Genomic DNA, 15,901 nt, shown 5'->3' with positions numbered 1-15,901 from the left:
GGACAGGCACTCCGGGACCCACTTGAGCATCATTTTGTGCTTAAAACATCTCATTTTTTGGGACAAGTGGGTCCCGGAAGAGCCAGTCCCCATGCCACATGCAAAGCGCTAAACAGATACCGCGTATGTAATTTTTGTATTTGTACAGAAAAGGTGTCGCGGGGACTGTCCCCGGGCCGGTTTCGGCATCCCCATGAATGGTTACTGTCCGGGCTTCCAGTCTACACCCCGAAAAATGCTGATGGTTCTAAAGAATATAGCGGGTCAAATCCCGGTCTTCCTGCACATCTTTGAGCTGCTCCTGGACGTATTCCTTGTCCACGCTGATCTTTTGCCCTGCTAGTTCCGGAGCCTTGAAAGAAAGGTCCTGCAACAACTTTTCCATGATGGTGTAAAGACGTCTGGCCCCGATATTCTCTGTCTCGTCATTGACCTTCTGGGCAAAAGAAGACAACTCCACAAGTGCTTCATCAGAAAACTCCAGGCTTATTCCCTCTGTTTCCAGAAGAGCCCTGTACTGCCTGGTAAGGGCATTCTGAGGCTCTGTAAGGATGCGGTAAAAGTCTTCCCCGGTCAGGGCCGACAATTCCACCCGCAAGGGGAATCTACCCTGCAACTCCGGAACCAGGTCTGAAGGCTTTGCATAGTGAAATGCTCCCGCTGCAATAAACAGTATATGATCGCTTCTGACCATGCCGTACTTGGTGTTGACCACGCACCCCTCCACCACCGGCAGGAGATCGCGCTGCACACCTTCCCTGGACACATCCGCCCTGGAAGATTTTTCACTGGTGCACACCTTGTCAATCTCGTCGATAAATATGATCCCGCTTTGTTCCACGCGTTCCTTGGCTATTTCGGTGACCTTGTCCATGTCCACCAAACGCTCGGTTTCCTCCTGCAACAGAATTTCGTAAGCGTTCTTGACTTTGACCTTCTTGGTCTTCTTTTTCTTGGGAAATACCCGGCTGAACATGTCCCGAAACTGCATCTCCATGTCTTCCATACCGGGCATGGACATGATTTCCACATTGGAGCCGGTCTGCACCTCCACCTCGACAGTGCGATCGTCCAGACGTCCCTCACGCCACAGCTTGCGCAGTTTTTCCCTGGTCCTGTTTTCATCTGCCCGGGCCTGTTCCCCTGCGCCTGGACCTCTCTCCTGCCTGCCCGGGGTCTCAAGTTGAAAAGAAACCTGCTGCTGTCCCTGATAACCCTGGCCTGCCTGCTGGCCCTCAGGTGCCTTTTTTGGAGGCAGCAAAAGGTCCAAAAGCCTCTCTTCGGCATTGGTCTCGGCCTTGGCCTGCACTTTTTCCCTCTCCTCGGAACGGACCAGGTTGACCCCGATCTCCATCAGGTCCCGGATCATTGATTCCACATCCCGGCCCACGTAACCCACCTCGGTAAACTTGGATGCCTCCACTTTAAAAAAGGGCGACCCGGCAAGCTTGGCCAGACGTCTGGCCACTTCGGTCTTACCCACCCCTGTGGGGCCGATCATAATGATATTTTTCGGGGCTATCTCCTCGCGCATCTCCGGATCCAGCTGCTGCCTGCGCCATCTGTTGCGCAGGGCAATGGCCACCATGTTCTTGGCATCCTGCTGGCCGATTATATACTTGTCCAGTTCAGATACTATCTCTCTGGGAGTCAGTGTGGTGCTCATCAAATGCTTTCCTTGTTAATCAATTGTTTCCGTAATGATGTTGTTGTTGGTATAAACACAGATCTGGGAAGCTATCTGCATGCCCTGGGTTACTATATCGCTTGCGCTCAGGTCTGTATTTGAAATAAGCGCCCTGGAAGCTGCCAGAGCGTATGGTCCGCCTGAACCGATGGCAGCTATGCCGTCGTCGGGTTCGATAACATCACCAGTTCCACTGATAATGAGTACATTGTTCTTGTCAGCCACAACCAGCAGGGCTTCCAAACGCCTAAGGTATTTATCCATGCGCCATTCCTTGGCCAGTTCCACGCTGGCACGAAGAAGGTTGCCCCGGTATTCCTCAAGCTTGGCTTCAAAACGCTCAAACAGGGTGAAAGCGTCCGCAGTAGCCCCTGCAAAACCAGCCAGAACACTGTCCTTGTACATGCGCCGCACCTTTCTGGCTGTATGTTTCATTACAACGGCCTGACCCATGGTCACCTGTCCGTCGCCGGCCATAGCCGTCTGACCGTTTTTTTTAACAGCCAGAATAGTAGTACCTCGAAGTATCATATAATGATTCTCCATAAAGTTGGTCAAGACCACGCATTACACATTCGATTGCTGTAATCGCATCTGTTCGCGAAAACGTAACAGTTTAGCGCTTTTAAGGAAAGCAGGGGACAGGCACTCCGGGACCCACTTGAGCATCATTTTGTGCTTAAAATATCTCATTTTTTGCTACAAGTGGGTCCCGGAAGAGCCAGCCCCCATGCCACATGCAAAGCGCTAAACAGATACGCGAAAACAAAGATTCACTGTAGGGATAAATATAATCGCAATCAGACTTCCTGTGAATCCGGCGGAGGATCGACTGCCGGCTTTTTACTCAAATAATCTACTCTGGGCCAGGCCCGAATCACAGCCTGCACCAGGGTGGCCAGGGGGATTGCGAAAAATACCCCCCAAAAACCCCACAGACCGCCAAAGATAAAAATTGCAGCAACAATTCCCACAGGGTGAATATTGACAACCTCTCCAAGCAGTAAAGGAGCCAGGACATTACCGTCAATGGCCTGGATAATGGCGTAAGCCACAAGTACCCAGACAAACTCGGAACCGAATCCCCACTGAAAATAGGCTACCAGGGCTATAGGGACAGTCACTACTGCTGCCCCTATATAGGGTATCAGCACTGACAGTCCCACAGCAAGACTTAAGAGGACTGAATATTGCAGCCCCAGAAATGAAAACACAATAAAAGTTACTCCCCAAACTATTATAATCTCCCAGGTCTTGCCCCGGACATAGTTGGAGATTTGAATATTTACATCCTCCCAGACCTGGACCGCCAGGGAGCGTTCCCGGGGAAGGAACCTGGTAAACCAGGCCAGCAGCAGGTCTTTATCCTTGAGAAAGAAAAACACAAGCAAAGGAACAATAATGAGGTATACCAGAATAGTTATAAGGCCAACCACAGAGGCCACGGAAATGCTCAGAATCTGCTGACCGAGCTGGGCCACTTCCGCACGCAGGGCTGAAATCACTTCCTGAATCTGCTCTTCGGAGACAAGGTGCGGGTATTTTTCTGGTAGTTGCAACAGGTGCATCTGGGCCTCGGATATCATCGAGGGCAACTGCTGGACCAGTTGAGTCACCTGCTTGATAAGCATGGGCACCAGCCAGAAAAAGCCGAAAAACATAAGCAGAAGAAAGCCCAGAAAGACAATGATAACCGCCAACATTCTGGGAATGCTATACCTGGTCATTATCTTGACCATGCCGTCCAGGAGATAGGCTATCACCAGACCTGCAAAAAAAGGCAGAAGCATTTGACCGAAGAAATATACAACCCCGAAAAAAAACAGCAGGAGACCCACAAGTATAACAACCTGCTGATTTCCGAAATGCCGTTTAAACCATTCTGCTATAAGGTGCATCCCTTCCAACCTGAACTCGGGCTGAAAAGCCCGGACTAAAAATCATTTCAGTGATTTACTCCCTGATACACATACCAGTCATAAGCCTTCTGTCCTCTGCGCCCACAAAACCGACTCATGCAGGCGAATCAAAAAATTGCTATGCCCCAACTTTCTGCAACAGCCAGGCCATATTTTTTCCCAGGTTTTCCATAGTCTGTCTGCCCTCCTCGTCTTTTTCCACTTCTCCCGGGTGCAGACCATGACCTATATTCCAATAGCTGGATCCCGGTATAATCATTTGATTTATCAAATAGAAATGGTTTATGGAATTAAAGACGTGAATTGCTCCTGATCTGCGCACAGCAACAACGGCCGCACCCACCTTGCGGGCGAACATGTCTTCATTGGCCTTGGCCACCAGACCCGCACGGTCTATCAGAGACTTGATGTTGGTACTGACATTGGCAAAGTAAGTGGGCGAACCTAGAATGATTCCGTCAGCAGCCAGCATTTTATCTATACACTCATTGAGCATGTCGTCTTTTTCAGAACAATGCCTGTCTTTATTCTTGAAACATTTGACGCAGGCAATACAGCCCTGGATATGTTTACCGCCCAGTTGGACATGTTCTGTTGTAATATTTTCTTTTTCAATGGAGCTTAACACCATTTTGATAAGCCCTGCAGTATTGCCATCCCTGCGGGCGCTGCCGTTAAAAGCCACTACATGCATATATTCCCCCCTTGAGAGTTAAAAAAATATTGTATCTGTTTAGGGCTTTACATGTGGCATGGGAGCTGGCTCTCCCCCGCACTTATTTTTAAAATGGTCTACGATTTCTTGGAAAAATAAGTGCGGGGGTGCCAGTCCCCTTCGAGTTCAAATAAAGTGTCGCTGTAGTGATACTGCAGTTTAAATAAATGCAATAAATCCAGAGTGTTAAACGATAACCCTTGACTATCAAGACCCCAATAAAATAGCCCCGGGTTACAGGCCCATCTGCTCCTGGCGGTCCAGGCTGCGATAGTTGATGGCCTCTCCCAGGTGAGCAGCGTTGATACGCTCCACACCTTCCAGGTCTGCAATGGTCCTGGCCAGACGCAAAATCCTGGTATGTGCCCTGGCGGAAAGGGCCAGACGCTGAACAGCCGTCTCCAGAAAGGCATGCTCTTCCTGACCCAGACAGCAGAACTCTGACAGCCATTTCCCCGAAAGCTGGCTGTTGGTAAGAAAGGGCAATTTCTGGTAGCGTTTTTCCTGGATCTGTCTGGCTCTGTTTATGTTTGTACTCATCTCCTTTGAGTCCATAGAGCTTCTGGCCTTTTTGAGTTCTTCATAAGGCACTGCCGGAACTTCAATATGCAGGTCGATTCGGTCCAGAAGGGGTCCGGATATGCGGTAGCGATAGCGCTGGATCTGGGTAGGGGTGCATATGCAAGGGTGCTGGTCATGAGTAAGGAAACCGCATGGACAGGGGTTCATGGCCGCCACCAGCATGAAATCAGCCGGGTAACGCAGGGACATGGCCGCCCGGGAGATGGTCACCTCCCCATCCTCCAGGGGCTGGCGCAGGACCTCCAGGACATGCTTTTTAAACTCCGGCAGTTCGTCAAGGAAAAGTACCCCCCTGTGGGCCAGAGAGACTTCCCCCGGACGCGGGTAATGCCCCCCGCCGATGAGCCCTGCATCAGATATGGTATGATGGGGACTTCTGAAGGCCCGCTGCACTATCATGGCCTGATCCGGATCCAGTTGGCCGGACACACTGTATATCTTTGTCACTTCCAGAGCCTCTTCAAAACTCAATCGAGGCAGGACTGTGGGAATTCTCTGGGCCAGCATTGTCTTGCCGCTGCCCGGAGGCCCAATGAAAAGCAGATTGTGTGCGCCTGCAGCAGCTATTTCAATCGCCCGCTTGGCATTGTCCTGTCCCTTGACTTCAGAGAAGTCCACAAAAAACGCAGATCCACGCTGCCACAGAGTGTCGATATCAAAGCGTACAGGTGCCAGGTTGATTTCACCGTTCAAAAAGCGCACTGCCTGGGCCAGGTTATCCAGGCCGTAAACAGGCATCTCCTGGACAACAGCCGCCTCTTGAGCGTTTATTTTTGGTACCATCACAGCTCCGGCATTATCGTTTCTGGCTTTGAGGGTCAGAGGCAGGGAGCCGTTGATGGCCTTCAGTTCTCCCGTCAGAGAAAGCTCCCCGGACATGAAAATGTTCTGTATACTCTCCACTGGAATAGTGCCGGATGCGGCCAACAGCCCCAGGGCCAGGGGCAGGTCGTAGCTGCTGCCTTCCTTGCGCACGTCAGCAGGTGCCAGATTGATTGTTATCCTGGCGGGAGGTAGCTTATATCCACTGTTTTTCAGAGCTGAAAAGACCCGTTCCTTGCTTTCCTTGACTGCTCCTTCGGCCAGGCCTACCAGCGTAAACGCCGGCATACCGGCCCTGGAATAATCCACTTCCAGTTCGATTCTGATGGCGTCAATGCCTATGAGTGCTGCAGTGGTAATCTTGGCGAACATTGGGCCTGCCGTTGAAAATCACTGTATCCTGCTTCCGATCCTGTCCCAGCGGATATTAGAAAAACCTTCCCAGGACCAGTAAATCCTCCAGGCTCTGCCGATAATTTTTTCCCTTTGCACGAAATGATCATCCCAGAACCTGGCGTCATAGGACTGGTCCCGGTTGTCACCCAGAACAAAATATTTACCCTCTGGCACCACCTTGGGCCCGAAAGTGTCGCGGCTGTCCACCACCCGCTGATCAGCATACTGTACATATTCCTCCTGGACTTTTTCCCCGTTGATATACAACTCCTTATCATCAATATAGATCTCATCCCCGGGTGTACCTATGACTCTCTTGATAAAATCCTTGGAAGGATTCTCAGGAAACTCGAACACCACTATGTCCTGAAATTCCGGACCGTCGAATTCGAATATATATCTGTCCATGAAAGGCATCTGTATTCCGTAGCTGAACTTGGTCACCAGCAGGTGGTCGCCTATCTCCAGGGTGGGAAGCATGGAACCTGAAGGAATCTTAAAGGCCTGTACCACGAATGTCCGGATAAATATTGCCAGAATGAGGGCTATGATCAGGGCTTCTGCATACTCTTTCAATAGCTTGTGCCATCTGGGATTCATATATTTCCGTCCTGTAAGGTTGTTGTTGATATTTTTTTATGCCTGCACATTTTGTCCAGGCGGCAATCACTTATTAATCATCAGAACTCAGGGCTGCCAGAAAAGCCTCCTGGGGAATCTCCACGCTGCCCATCTTTTTCATGCGCCTTTTGCCTTCCTTCTGCTTTTCCAGAAGTTTTCTCTTGCGGGTTATGTCTCCCCCGTAACACTTGGCGGTGACGTTTTTGCGCATGGGCGGGGTTCTTTCCCTGGCAATAACCTTGTTGCCTATGGTAGCCTGGATAATCACCTCGAAAAGCTGCCTGGGTATGACCCTTTTAAGCTTCAAGGCCAGGGAACGGCCCTTGTGATAGGCCTTTTCCCGGTGCACAATGACAGACATGGCATCCACGGGCTCCTGGTTTATGAGTATATCCATCTTGACCAGGTCAGCCCGGCGAAAATCCATAACCTCGTAGTCCAGGGAGGCATAGCCCCTGGTAAGGGATTTTAAGCGGTCAAAAAAATCAAAGACGATCTCTGCAAATGGTATCTCATAAGTGATGATCACCCGGGTGGAGGAGAGGTAGCGCATATCCTTCTGCCGGCCGCGCTTTTCCTCACAAAGACTCAACACGTTGCCAACAAATTCGTTGGGTACGTGGATCTCCATGCGCACGTAAGGCTCAAGAACTTCCAGTATTTCCTGCACCGGTGGCAGGTTGGCCGGGTTGTCCACTTCCAGCAACCGGCCGTCCAACCTGAGTACCTTATATACCACCGAGGGAGCAGTGGCAATGAGGCTTACCTGGAACTCGCGCTCCAGCCTCTCCTGGATGACATCCATATGCAGAAGCCCCAGAAAGCCGCACCTGAAACCAAACCCCAGGGCCTGCGACGTCTCGGCCTCGAATTCCAGAGCAGCATCATTCAGCTGCAACCTCTCCAAGGCATTCTTCAGCCCTTCGTAATCCTCTGATTCCACCGGGTACAACCCACAGAAGACCATGGGCTGCACCTTCTTGAAGCCCGGGAAAGGGCTGAGAGCAGGGCGTGCAGGGTTGGTAATGGTATCCCCCACCCGGGCCTCCTTCAGGTCCTTGATACCCGCGCAAAGAAAACCCACCTCCCCGGTGTACAGGCAGTCAGTATCCCTGGGTCCAGGAGAAAAAATGCCCAGCCTGGCTACTTCAAATCTCTTCCTGTTGGAAAACATCATTATTTCCTGGCCCTGCTGAATGGATCCGTCCAGAATACGAAACAGAACCATCACCCCCAGGTAAGAATCATACCAGGAATCAAAGATAAGGGCTTTGAGAGGAGCATCATTGCTTCCTCTGGGAGGCGGAGTCAATTGAACTATCTTTTCCATGAGATCCGATACCCCATCCCCGGTCTTGGCGCTGACCAGGGACAGGTCGGAACAGTCCAGCCCCACTATCTCTTCGATTTCTTCGGCTATGAGCAGGGGGTCAGCACTTGGCAGATCTATCTTGTTCAGAACCGGGATTATTTCCAGGTCGTGATCCAGGGCCAGGTAGACATTGGCCAGAGTCTGGGCCTCCACCCCCTGGGTGGCATCAACCACCAGCAGTGCCCCATCGCAGGCCGCCAGGCTCCTGGACACCTCGTAAGAGAAATCCACGTGGCCCGGAGTGTCTATCAGGTTCAGGATATAATCCCGGCCGTCTCTGGCCCGGTATGGAATGCGCACAGTCTGCGCCTTTATGGTGATTCCGCGTTCCCGCTCCAGGTCCAGCCGGTCCAGGTACTGCTCTTTTTTGTCCCGGTCAGTCAAAAGACCGGTAAGTTCCAGTATCCTGTCGGCCAGGGTGGACTTGCCGTGATCTATATGTGCGATAATGCTGAAATTACGGATATTTTCCTGTTTTACCATTTAGCCTAAATAAGTCCTGGAGGAACACGAGGTTGATTATTTATTCTGGGCAGGGGGTCAATACTACCGCAAAAATTATTTTGTAACCATTCAGGGGATGCCGCAATCGGCCCGGAGCCAGTCCCCGCGACACCTTTTCTGCACAAATACAAAAAATACAGACGCGATGTTGTGTGACCCTGCACAGTTAGTACATAACAGGGGACAGTCCCCAGGGCCTGGTGCCAGTAATCAACACCGAGGACTCCCTGAATGGTTACCTATTATTGACCTCCGGGGACTGGCCCCCCGCACTTAATATTTCTGACAGAAAACTGACGGATTTTATAAAGAAGGGGCCGGTTGCCTGTCCCCGGAGGTCAGTCATAAGTTTCGCTGTGGTGCTATTGAACTTTACGGTTGACCAGTTGCAATACCTTCTCCTGCACCTCATCCAGGGCCTTTTGCACCTCGGGGCTTAAGCCCTCCTGCATTTTTTCCGGGATATGTGCAGCCCGGACCACTATGATATTGAGCCTGATTTCCGTGGTTTCCTGCAGCTCTTTTAAAAGGTTGGTGGTTGGAAACTGGTGCATGGAAAAATCGGCGATCTTCTTGGGATCCACCCCTGTGATATCAATTTCTTTTACTTGGCCGGGGGCCAGGTCATGGTCGGTGGTGCTGTCGATTATTATCACTCTTTCCGGGTGCTTGGGACTGAGTATCAGATCAAAAAGAAGGGGCCTTATGGAAGTGCCCGCGTCAATACAGGCCACGTCTTCACCAAGTCCGCCTCGTTCCTGAATTGCCTTGACAACCAGCGGCCCCAGGCCGTCATCGCCGTACAAGGTGTTGCCGCATCCGAAAATCACCACTCTGGAATCAAACATCATGGACCAGTCCATTTCTCCCCCGCAAACAAAAAAATTAAGCCGCCTTCACCAGGGTGAAGACGGCCTTTTATAAACTATTTGTCAGCTCCTGTCTAACAATACCGCAGCATAATTTTCAGGGAACTGACAAATGCTGAATTATTTGCCCATGGTCTCCAGGACGTTGCCGCTGGAATCAATAACTGAGAGCTCTACGTTTACGCCGCCATCCAGGCGGTGAGTGGCACAGCTCATTCACGGGTCGTAGGCGCGTATGGCCATCTCCACCCGGTTCAAAAGACCCTGATCGTACTTGCCGTCCTTGATCACCGCCTTGGCCGCCTGCCGCACCGAGAGGTTCATGGGGGCATTGTTGTGGGTGGTGCCCACTATCATGTTAGCCATGGTCACAAAGCCGTTCTCATCCGTCTTGAAGTGATGGAGCAGTGTACCCCTGGCCGCCTCGACACATCCAACCCCTTCACCGGCCCTGGGCTGGATATCCTGGCAACGGATTTCCCGGCCGGTGATTTCAGGGTCGTTTAAAAGCTCCTCGGCCCGCTCACTGGCCTGAACCAGCTCGATGAGCCTGGCCCAGTGGTATAAGAGGGTCAGGTGCGTGGGACGCCCGAATTCCTTGCGGAAAATGTCCAGTTCCTCCTGGGCCAGGGGAGTCGCCATCCTGTCGCAGACATTGATCCGGGCCAGGGTGTTGGCCCTGTATACGCCCACCGGATCGTTCTCGTCCAGCTTGAGAGCACCCCATTTCTTGGCGTAGGGGAACTTGAGATAGGACCATGGTTCGGTATGTTCGCCAATGTAGTTCATGTATTCTGAGTACTTGAACTGGTCATATTCTCCATTCTGGTCCATGAGCCTTAGTTCTCCGTCATAGAGTTCCAGAGCGCCGTCCGAAGGACGAACAGTACCCAGGTAGCCGGAAGGGAACACTCCCAGGACCTTGACTGCATCCAGGTACTTGGGAAAAACCTCTTCCCGGGCGAACTTGATGGTGAACAGGCTGAACTCCTTGAGTTCCTGGATGCCTTCCAGGATCTCTTTTCGCTCTTCTTCCTTGAGGGGTTTGGAAAAACCACCCACCACACCGGCAATAGGATGAATGACCTTGCCGGCGAACTTTTCCAGCATCATCTGGGCCTTGTAGCGCATGTGCACTACCTTTTTGGCCAGTTCCGGGTTGGCGCCTACGATGCCCACCACGTTGCGCACGGAATAATCCGCATCCGGGCCCAGGACGAAATCCGGAGCAGCCAGAAAATAGAAATGCAGGATCTTGTCCGGGATATAGGCCATCATCTGGCAAAGTTCCCTGAGCTTTCTGCCCGTGGGGGGCAGTTCCAGTCCCAGGCACTCATCCGCAGCCTTATTGGCAGCCAGGTGGTGCTGCCAGGGGCAGATCCCGCAGATGCGGGTTACTATCCTGGACACCTCCTCTACGGGACGGCCCAGTACGAATTGTTCAAACCCGCGCAGGGAGAGCACATGCAGCCTGGCATCGGAAACATTTCCGGTATCGTCCAGGTGCACAGCCACGCTGGCATGCCCCTCGATGCGGGTTATGGGAGCTATATTCAGTGTCTTACCCATGTCTACCTCCTAACGGGTCTTTTGAGTGTGCCGTGGGCCCCGGAAAAACGGGCCAGGTATCCCCGGCGGTCGGGCATCTTGTTTGGATCAAACCCCACAGAAGCCAGGGCCCCCATGTAATCCACCAGAGGCTTGGCACCTTTTCTGACAGGACCGTAACAACCCCGGCAGGGAACCCGGGCGGAAATACACCTGGGTGCCCCCTTATGTCCGCCACAGCCAACTCCAGTGACAGGACCCAGGCACAGAAAACCCTGCTCCAGCAGACAGCGCATCTCGTCCAGGGGCTTTTCCGGGTCGAATTCCGGGGCGGACAGCATGCGCTTTATGTCTGCAAGTCCCTTCTTGCTTTCTCTTATGGTGGGACAGGAATCACAGACCGACTTTTCCGGCATCCGGTATTCGGTCTTGCCTTCCAGAAGGGCCAGGACGGCCCCGGCGATCCAGTCCGGATGCGGCGGGCATCCTGGCAGGTACAGGTCCACCTTGACCAGTTCATCCAGGGCATAGCACTGGTCCAGAAGCGGTGGAATATGCTCGGTTGGATATTCCGCTGGATCGGTTGTGAGCGAATCCTTGTAATAGAACTGTTTCAACTCCTCGTCGGAATACATGTTGATCATGGCCGGAATGCCGCCGTCGGTGGCGCAGGTTCCCAGGGCTATAAGGATCTGGCATTTCTTGCGCATCTCCAGCAGGACTTCCTTGTGCTCCTCGTTTCTGACCCCGCCGGAGACAATGCCCACCACCGCCTCGGGGATGCTCAGATGTTCTTCCTCACCGGTCTGCCCGAAATACTTCTTGTCCAGGATGACCGGGATATGCACAAAATCCAGGTTGTTCACCAGTAGGTCCACCAGGACATCGCCAACGTTCAATATGGCTATTTCACAGCCTGCACAGGCATTCAGCCATTCTTCGGCTACTGTTACCTTGGTCATATAAATACCTCCATTAAGGAAATGAAAGGACCTGGAGCGCTAGGCGCTCTGGGTTTCCTTGCTGACCCGCAGGGGATTGGGCCCCAGGGACTTGATTTGTTCGGTAAATTCATTGACCACCTTGGCGAACCTTGGTGCCTCTGCTGAAGATACCCAGTCCAGCCTGAACCTCTCGGGGTCGATGTCCAGGTCTTCCAGTACCAGCTTTATGGCTTGCGCCCTGGCGTATGCCTTGTGATTACCATCCAGGTAATGACATTCACCAAGGTGTCAGCCCAGGACCAGGACGCCGTCGGCGCCTTTTTCCAGGGCCTCCACCACCAGGTTGGGATGAACCATCCCGGAGCACATGACCCTGATGGCACGCATGTTGGGCGGATACTGCAGCCTGGACACGCCGGCCAGGTCAGCTCCGGCATAAGCGCACCAGTTGCAGAGAAATCCCACAATGACAGGTTCTTTATGTTCAGCCATCGTTATATCTCCTTGGTTTTTTAGACATTTTCCAGGGCAGCATGTACCTGTGCCCTGAGCTGCTCATTGGTAAAACCGTGCACAAACACTCCCTGCTTGGGGCAGGTGGCTTCGCAGATGCCGCACCCCTTGCACAGGGCCTTGTTGGTTTCGATTTTTTTGTGCTGAACACCCTCCACATCGTAGTCTGTCAGACCAATGGCCCCGTAAGGGCAGGTGTCCACGCATATGGCGCAGCCGTCACAATTTTCCGTAACAAAGGACTTAATGGAGTCCAGGGGCATTACTGATCTGGACAGGATGGTGGATGCCCTGGAAACCGCGGCCTGGGCCTGGGCGATGCACTCGTCCACAGGCTTGGGGTAGTGGCACAGTCCCGCCAGAAACATGCCGTCCACGCTCATGTCCACAGGCCTTAACTTGGCATGGGCCTCCTGCAGGAATCCCTCGCTGTTGAGCCCGCACTTATAAAGCTCCACCAGGTTCTTATGTTCGGTGGGTACAACAGCCGAGGCCAGTACCAGATAGCTTGGCCTTATTTCCACGTCCCGGTACAGGATGTGGTCTCTGGCCATCACCACCAGGTCGTCCCCGTCCTTGCTGACTCTGGGCTTGTTGTCCAGATCGTACTGGATGAAGACGACCCCCAGTTCCCGGGCCTCTTTGTACAGGTCCTCCCGGGCACCGTAAGTCCTGATATCCCGGTAAAGAACATATACAGGCATTTTGGGGTTGGCCTTTTTGAGCTTGATGGCCGAATGCATGGTATGCGTGCAGCACACCCGGCTGCAGTAGGGTCTGTCCGGCTCGCGGGAGCCCACGCACTGAATGAACACGGCCCCTTTGGCCTTGTCCAGGGCTGGTGCATGCTCGGACATCTCCCGGTCGAATTCCAGGTGGGTAAAAACCCGCTCATCCTGGCCATAGAGGTATTCCTGGGGTTTGTGTTCCTGGCCCCCGGTGCAGACGACAGCTATGCCGTACTTTATGGCCTTTTTCTCGCCGTTTACTTCTATTTCACTTACAAAATCGCCCACAGCGCCCTTATTGGTCTTGAGCTGGGCGTTTTTATATACTTTTATACTGGAATGGTTTTCTACCCTGGAAATAAGATCTTCCAGGTAGGGCTTTATCTGTTCCCCGCGCCAGGTGGAGGCCAGGTTCCAGGCGTTGCCGCCCAGCTTGTCCGCCTTTTCCAGGAGGATGGTCTCGTATCCCTGGTCCGCCAGTCCCAGGGCGCTGACCATGCCAGAGAGACCGCCTCCAACAACCAGGGCGCTCTGGTTGACGTTCACCGAGAGGTGCTCCAGGGGCTGGAGCATGGATGCCTTGACCACCGCCATGCGTACCTGATCCCTGGCCTTGTCCAGGGCCTTTTCAGGCTCCTTGCCGTGCACCCAGCTGTTCTGGTTGCGGATGTTGGCCATTTCAAACAGATACTCATTAAGCCCGGCATCCTTCATGGTCTCCCGGAAAAGAGGCTCGTGGGTCCTGGGAGTACAGGCCGCCACCACCACCCGGTTCAGATTGTGCTCCTGGATCTTGTCCTTGAGCATGACCTGGGTATCCTGGGAGCAGGAAAAGAGATTGTTTTCCACCATGACCACGTTGGGCAGAGACTTGGAGTATTCCACCAGCTCGTTGACATCTATGGTGCCTGCGATATTGATGCCGCAGGAGCACACAAAGACGCCCACCCTGGGCTCTTCTCCGGCCACTTCTTTTTCCGGGGGGAATGTCCTTTCCTGGGTCAGGGTTCCGCGCTGACTGCTAAGGGATATGGAAGCCGAGGCAGCGGCGCAGGAAGCATCGGTTACCGACTGGGGGATATCCTTGGGCCCCTGATAGCAGCCGCTGGCATAAATGCCGGGGACGTTGGTGGCTGACGGGGCAAAGCTGGAACTTTCCGCGAATTTATACTTGTCCAGCTCCACTCCCAGCACCTCTGCCAGGTCAACAGAACTCTTGGAGTTTTCCAGGCCCACAGACAGAACCAAAAGGTCGAACTCCTCCTTGACCCTCTCCCCGGTCTGGTCATTGAAGTACTCCACCTTTACCCCGCAACCGTCCTGGCCGGGGTAAACTGTGTGAATGCGGCTCTGGACAAATCGCACACCGTTTTCTTTGGCCTGCTCAAAATACTTGTCGAACTCCTTGCCGTGGGTACGGATGTCCATGTAGAAAATGGCCTGGTCCGTATCCCCGGTGGTATGTTCCGCCGTTACCATGGACTGTTTGATGGCGTACATGCAGCAGACCGAGGAACAGTAACCGTTGTCGCATTTATTGATGTTTCTGGAGCCTACGCACTGCAGCCAGGCGATTTTTTTGGGCTCCTGGCCGTCGGAAGGCCTGGTGAGATGTCCCATGCACGGACCGTTGGAGGAGAGAAGCCTCTCATACTCCATACTGGTGACCACGTCCTTGAACTGGGTATAGGCATAGGTATCAAACGCGGAAGGGTCAAAGGGCTTGAATCCCGGGGTCAAAATGACCGAACCGACGCTTATTTCCTTGATTTCGTCCTGGAAATCCTGGTCCAGGTCAATGGCCCCGGTGGGACAGTACTTTTCACAGGCCCGGCATTTGCCCTTGCCTTTTTTGCCCTTGTTGCCGCCCTTGACAAAAAAGATACATGTCTCCTTTTCAATGGCGTACTTAAGGGGTACGGTCTGCCCGTACTTGATGTATGCCGACTTGCGCTTGTCCAGCCCCTCATTGAACTCGTCCGGAACTTTCTTGGGGCATTTTTCCGCACACAGGTTACAGGCTATACATTTATCCATGTCAATAATGCGCGATTTCTGGCGCACCTTGACGTTGAAATTACCTTCCCGGCCGCTGATTCCTTCCACCTCGGCCAGGGTCAAAAGCTCGATATTCAAGTGCCGACCGCACTCGACCAGTTTTGGCGAAATAATTCACATTGCACAATCGTTGGTTGGAAAAGTCTTGTCCAGCTGAGCCATGGCCCCGCCTATGCCGGAAGACTTCTCCAAAAGATAGACATAATACCCGGCATCAGCCAGATCCAGGGCTGACTGGATACCGGCGATTCCTCCTCCGACAACCATGACCGCGCCTACTTTTTCCGCGCTCATACTTTACCCCCTTTGCCAATTGATAATGATTTACGATGATACTCATTTGCTTTATGATTTCTTATAACATGCACAAGCATACATAAGTCAAGACCTGTTTTAACAAATATTAAAAAATAAAAAGTCAATAAAAGTATCTGGTTAGCGCTTTTAAGGAAAGCACGGGGACTGGCTCTCCCGGAATTTATTTTTTGGTATCTGTTTAGTGGCTTACTCCTGAAACCCTGTCACAAAAAACAAGAAAAATTTGAGCCATGACGGGGGTTCAGCACTTGGCACTGGGACTGTTTCATTTTTGGACACTAAGCTCAGGTGCTCCCCCCGCCGCG

12 protein-coding genes are annotated in these 15,901 nt (G+C 52.6%); all 12 read right to left on the bottom strand.

The genetic code is table 11. The features are described 5' to 3' along the window. Positions 1–247: 247 nt before the first annotated feature. Positions 248–1,666, bottom strand: a complete 1,419-nt coding sequence (gene hslU / locus QZP87_RS11305) for an ATP-dependent protease ATPase subunit HslU (protein WP_291323028.1) — start codon at positions 1,664–1,666, stop codon at positions 248–250. A gap of 15 nt (positions 1,667–1,681) precedes the next feature. Next, positions 1,682–2,218, bottom strand: a complete 537-nt coding sequence (gene hslV / locus QZP87_RS11300; protein WP_291323027.1) for an ATP-dependent protease subunit HslV — start codon at positions 2,216–2,218, stop codon at positions 1,682–1,684. A gap of 269 nt (positions 2,219–2,487) precedes the next feature. Further along, on the bottom strand, positions 2,488–3,585 hold the full coding sequence (locus QZP87_RS11295) for an AI-2E family transporter (RefSeq protein ID WP_291323026.1): 1,098 nt from the start codon (positions 3,583–3,585) through the stop codon (positions 2,488–2,490). Between the two features lie 139 nt (positions 3,586–3,724). Beyond that, on the bottom strand, positions 3,725–4,300 hold the full coding sequence (locus QZP87_RS11290) for a flavodoxin family protein (protein ID WP_291323025.1): 576 nt from the start codon (positions 4,298–4,300) through the stop codon (positions 3,725–3,727). Between the two features lie 255 nt (positions 4,301–4,555). Continuing rightward, complete coding sequence (locus QZP87_RS11285; protein WP_291323024.1) at positions 4,556–6,097, bottom strand: YifB family Mg chelatase-like AAA ATPase; 1,542 nt, start codon at positions 6,095–6,097, stop codon at positions 4,556–4,558. Positions 6,098–6,115: 18 nt separating this feature from the next. Beyond that, positions 6,116–6,721 carry a signal peptidase I gene (lepB, locus tag QZP87_RS11280; protein WP_291323023.1) on the bottom strand — a complete coding sequence of 202 codons (606 nt, stop codon included), beginning with the start codon at positions 6,719–6,721 and terminating at the stop codon, positions 6,116–6,118. A gap of 73 nt (positions 6,722–6,794) precedes the next feature. Then, a complete protein-coding gene (lepA, locus tag QZP87_RS11275) occupies positions 6,795–8,597 on the bottom strand; it encodes a translation elongation factor 4 (protein ID WP_291323022.1) in 1,803 nt (600 codons plus the stop codon). A 383-nt stretch (positions 8,598–8,980) separates the two neighbouring features. Continuing rightward, complete coding sequence (locus QZP87_RS11270; RefSeq protein WP_291323021.1) at positions 8,981–9,481, bottom strand: hydrogenase maturation protease; 501 nt, start codon at positions 9,479–9,481, stop codon at positions 8,981–8,983. Positions 9,482–9,703: 222 nt separating this feature from the next. Beyond that, on the bottom strand, positions 9,704–11,056 hold the full coding sequence (locus tag QZP87_RS11265; protein ID WP_291323020.1) for a Ni/Fe hydrogenase subunit alpha: 1,353 nt from the start codon (positions 11,054–11,056) through the stop codon (positions 9,704–9,706). Positions 11,057–11,058: 2 nt separating this feature from the next. Next, positions 11,059–11,997, bottom strand: a complete 939-nt coding sequence (locus QZP87_RS11260) for a methyl viologen-reducing hydrogenase (RefSeq protein WP_291323019.1) — start codon at positions 11,995–11,997, stop codon at positions 11,059–11,061. Positions 11,998–12,036: 39 nt separating this feature from the next. Further along, the gene (locus QZP87_RS11255; protein WP_291323018.1) at positions 12,037–12,471 is read right to left on the bottom strand and encodes a hydrogenase iron-sulfur subunit; all 435 of its coding nucleotides are present in this window, start codon (positions 12,469–12,471) and stop codon (positions 12,037–12,039) included. A 20-nt stretch (positions 12,472–12,491) separates the two neighbouring features. Beyond that, entirely contained in the window at positions 12,492–15,572 is a 3,081-nt protein-coding gene (locus QZP87_RS11250) for an FAD-dependent oxidoreductase (protein WP_291323017.1), read from the bottom strand. Between the last annotated feature and the right edge of the window lie 329 nt (positions 15,573–15,901).

The sequence above is a fragment of the Desulfonatronospira sp. genome (assembly GCA_003563255.1).
Classification (GTDB): domain Bacteria; phylum Desulfobacterota; class Desulfovibrionia; order Desulfovibrionales; family Desulfonatronovibrionaceae; genus Desulfonatronospira.
Note: the sequence above shows the minus strand (reverse complement) of the source record. Positions and strands in the feature narration are given on the sequence as shown.

Bases quoted from the DNA above. Each gene is read 5' to 3' on its own strand.
- hslU (WP_291323028.1), bottom strand. From the start codon at position 1,666: ATGAGCACCACACTGACTCCCAGAGAGATAGTATCTGAACTGGACAAG.
- hslV (WP_291323027.1), bottom strand. From the start codon at position 2,218: ATGATACTTCGAGGTACTACTATTCTGGCTGTTAAAAAAAACGGTCAG.
- QZP87_RS11295 (WP_291323026.1), bottom strand. From the start codon at position 3,585: ATGCACCTTATAGCAGAATGGTTTAAACGGCATTTCGGAAATCAGCAG.
- QZP87_RS11290 (WP_291323025.1), bottom strand. From the start codon at position 4,300: ATGCATGTAGTGGCTTTTAACGGCAGCGCCCGCAGGGATGGCAATACT.
- QZP87_RS11285 (WP_291323024.1), bottom strand. From the start codon at position 6,097: ATGTTCGCCAAGATTACCACTGCAGCACTCATAGGCATTGACGCCATC.
- lepB (WP_291323023.1), bottom strand. From the start codon at position 6,721: ATGAATCCCAGATGGCACAAGCTATTGAAAGAGTATGCAGAAGCCCTG.
- lepA (WP_291323022.1), bottom strand. From the start codon at position 8,597: ATGGTAAAACAGGAAAATATCCGTAATTTCAGCATTATCGCACATATA.
- QZP87_RS11270 (WP_291323021.1), bottom strand. From the start codon at position 9,481: ATGGACTGGTCCATGATGTTTGATTCCAGAGTGGTGATTTTCGGATGC.
- QZP87_RS11265 (WP_291323020.1), bottom strand. From the start codon at position 11,056: ATGGGTAAGACACTGAATATAGCTCCCATAACCCGCATCGAGGGGCAT.
- QZP87_RS11260 (WP_291323019.1), bottom strand. From the start codon at position 11,997: ATGACCAAGGTAACAGTAGCCGAAGAATGGCTGAATGCCTGTGCAGGC.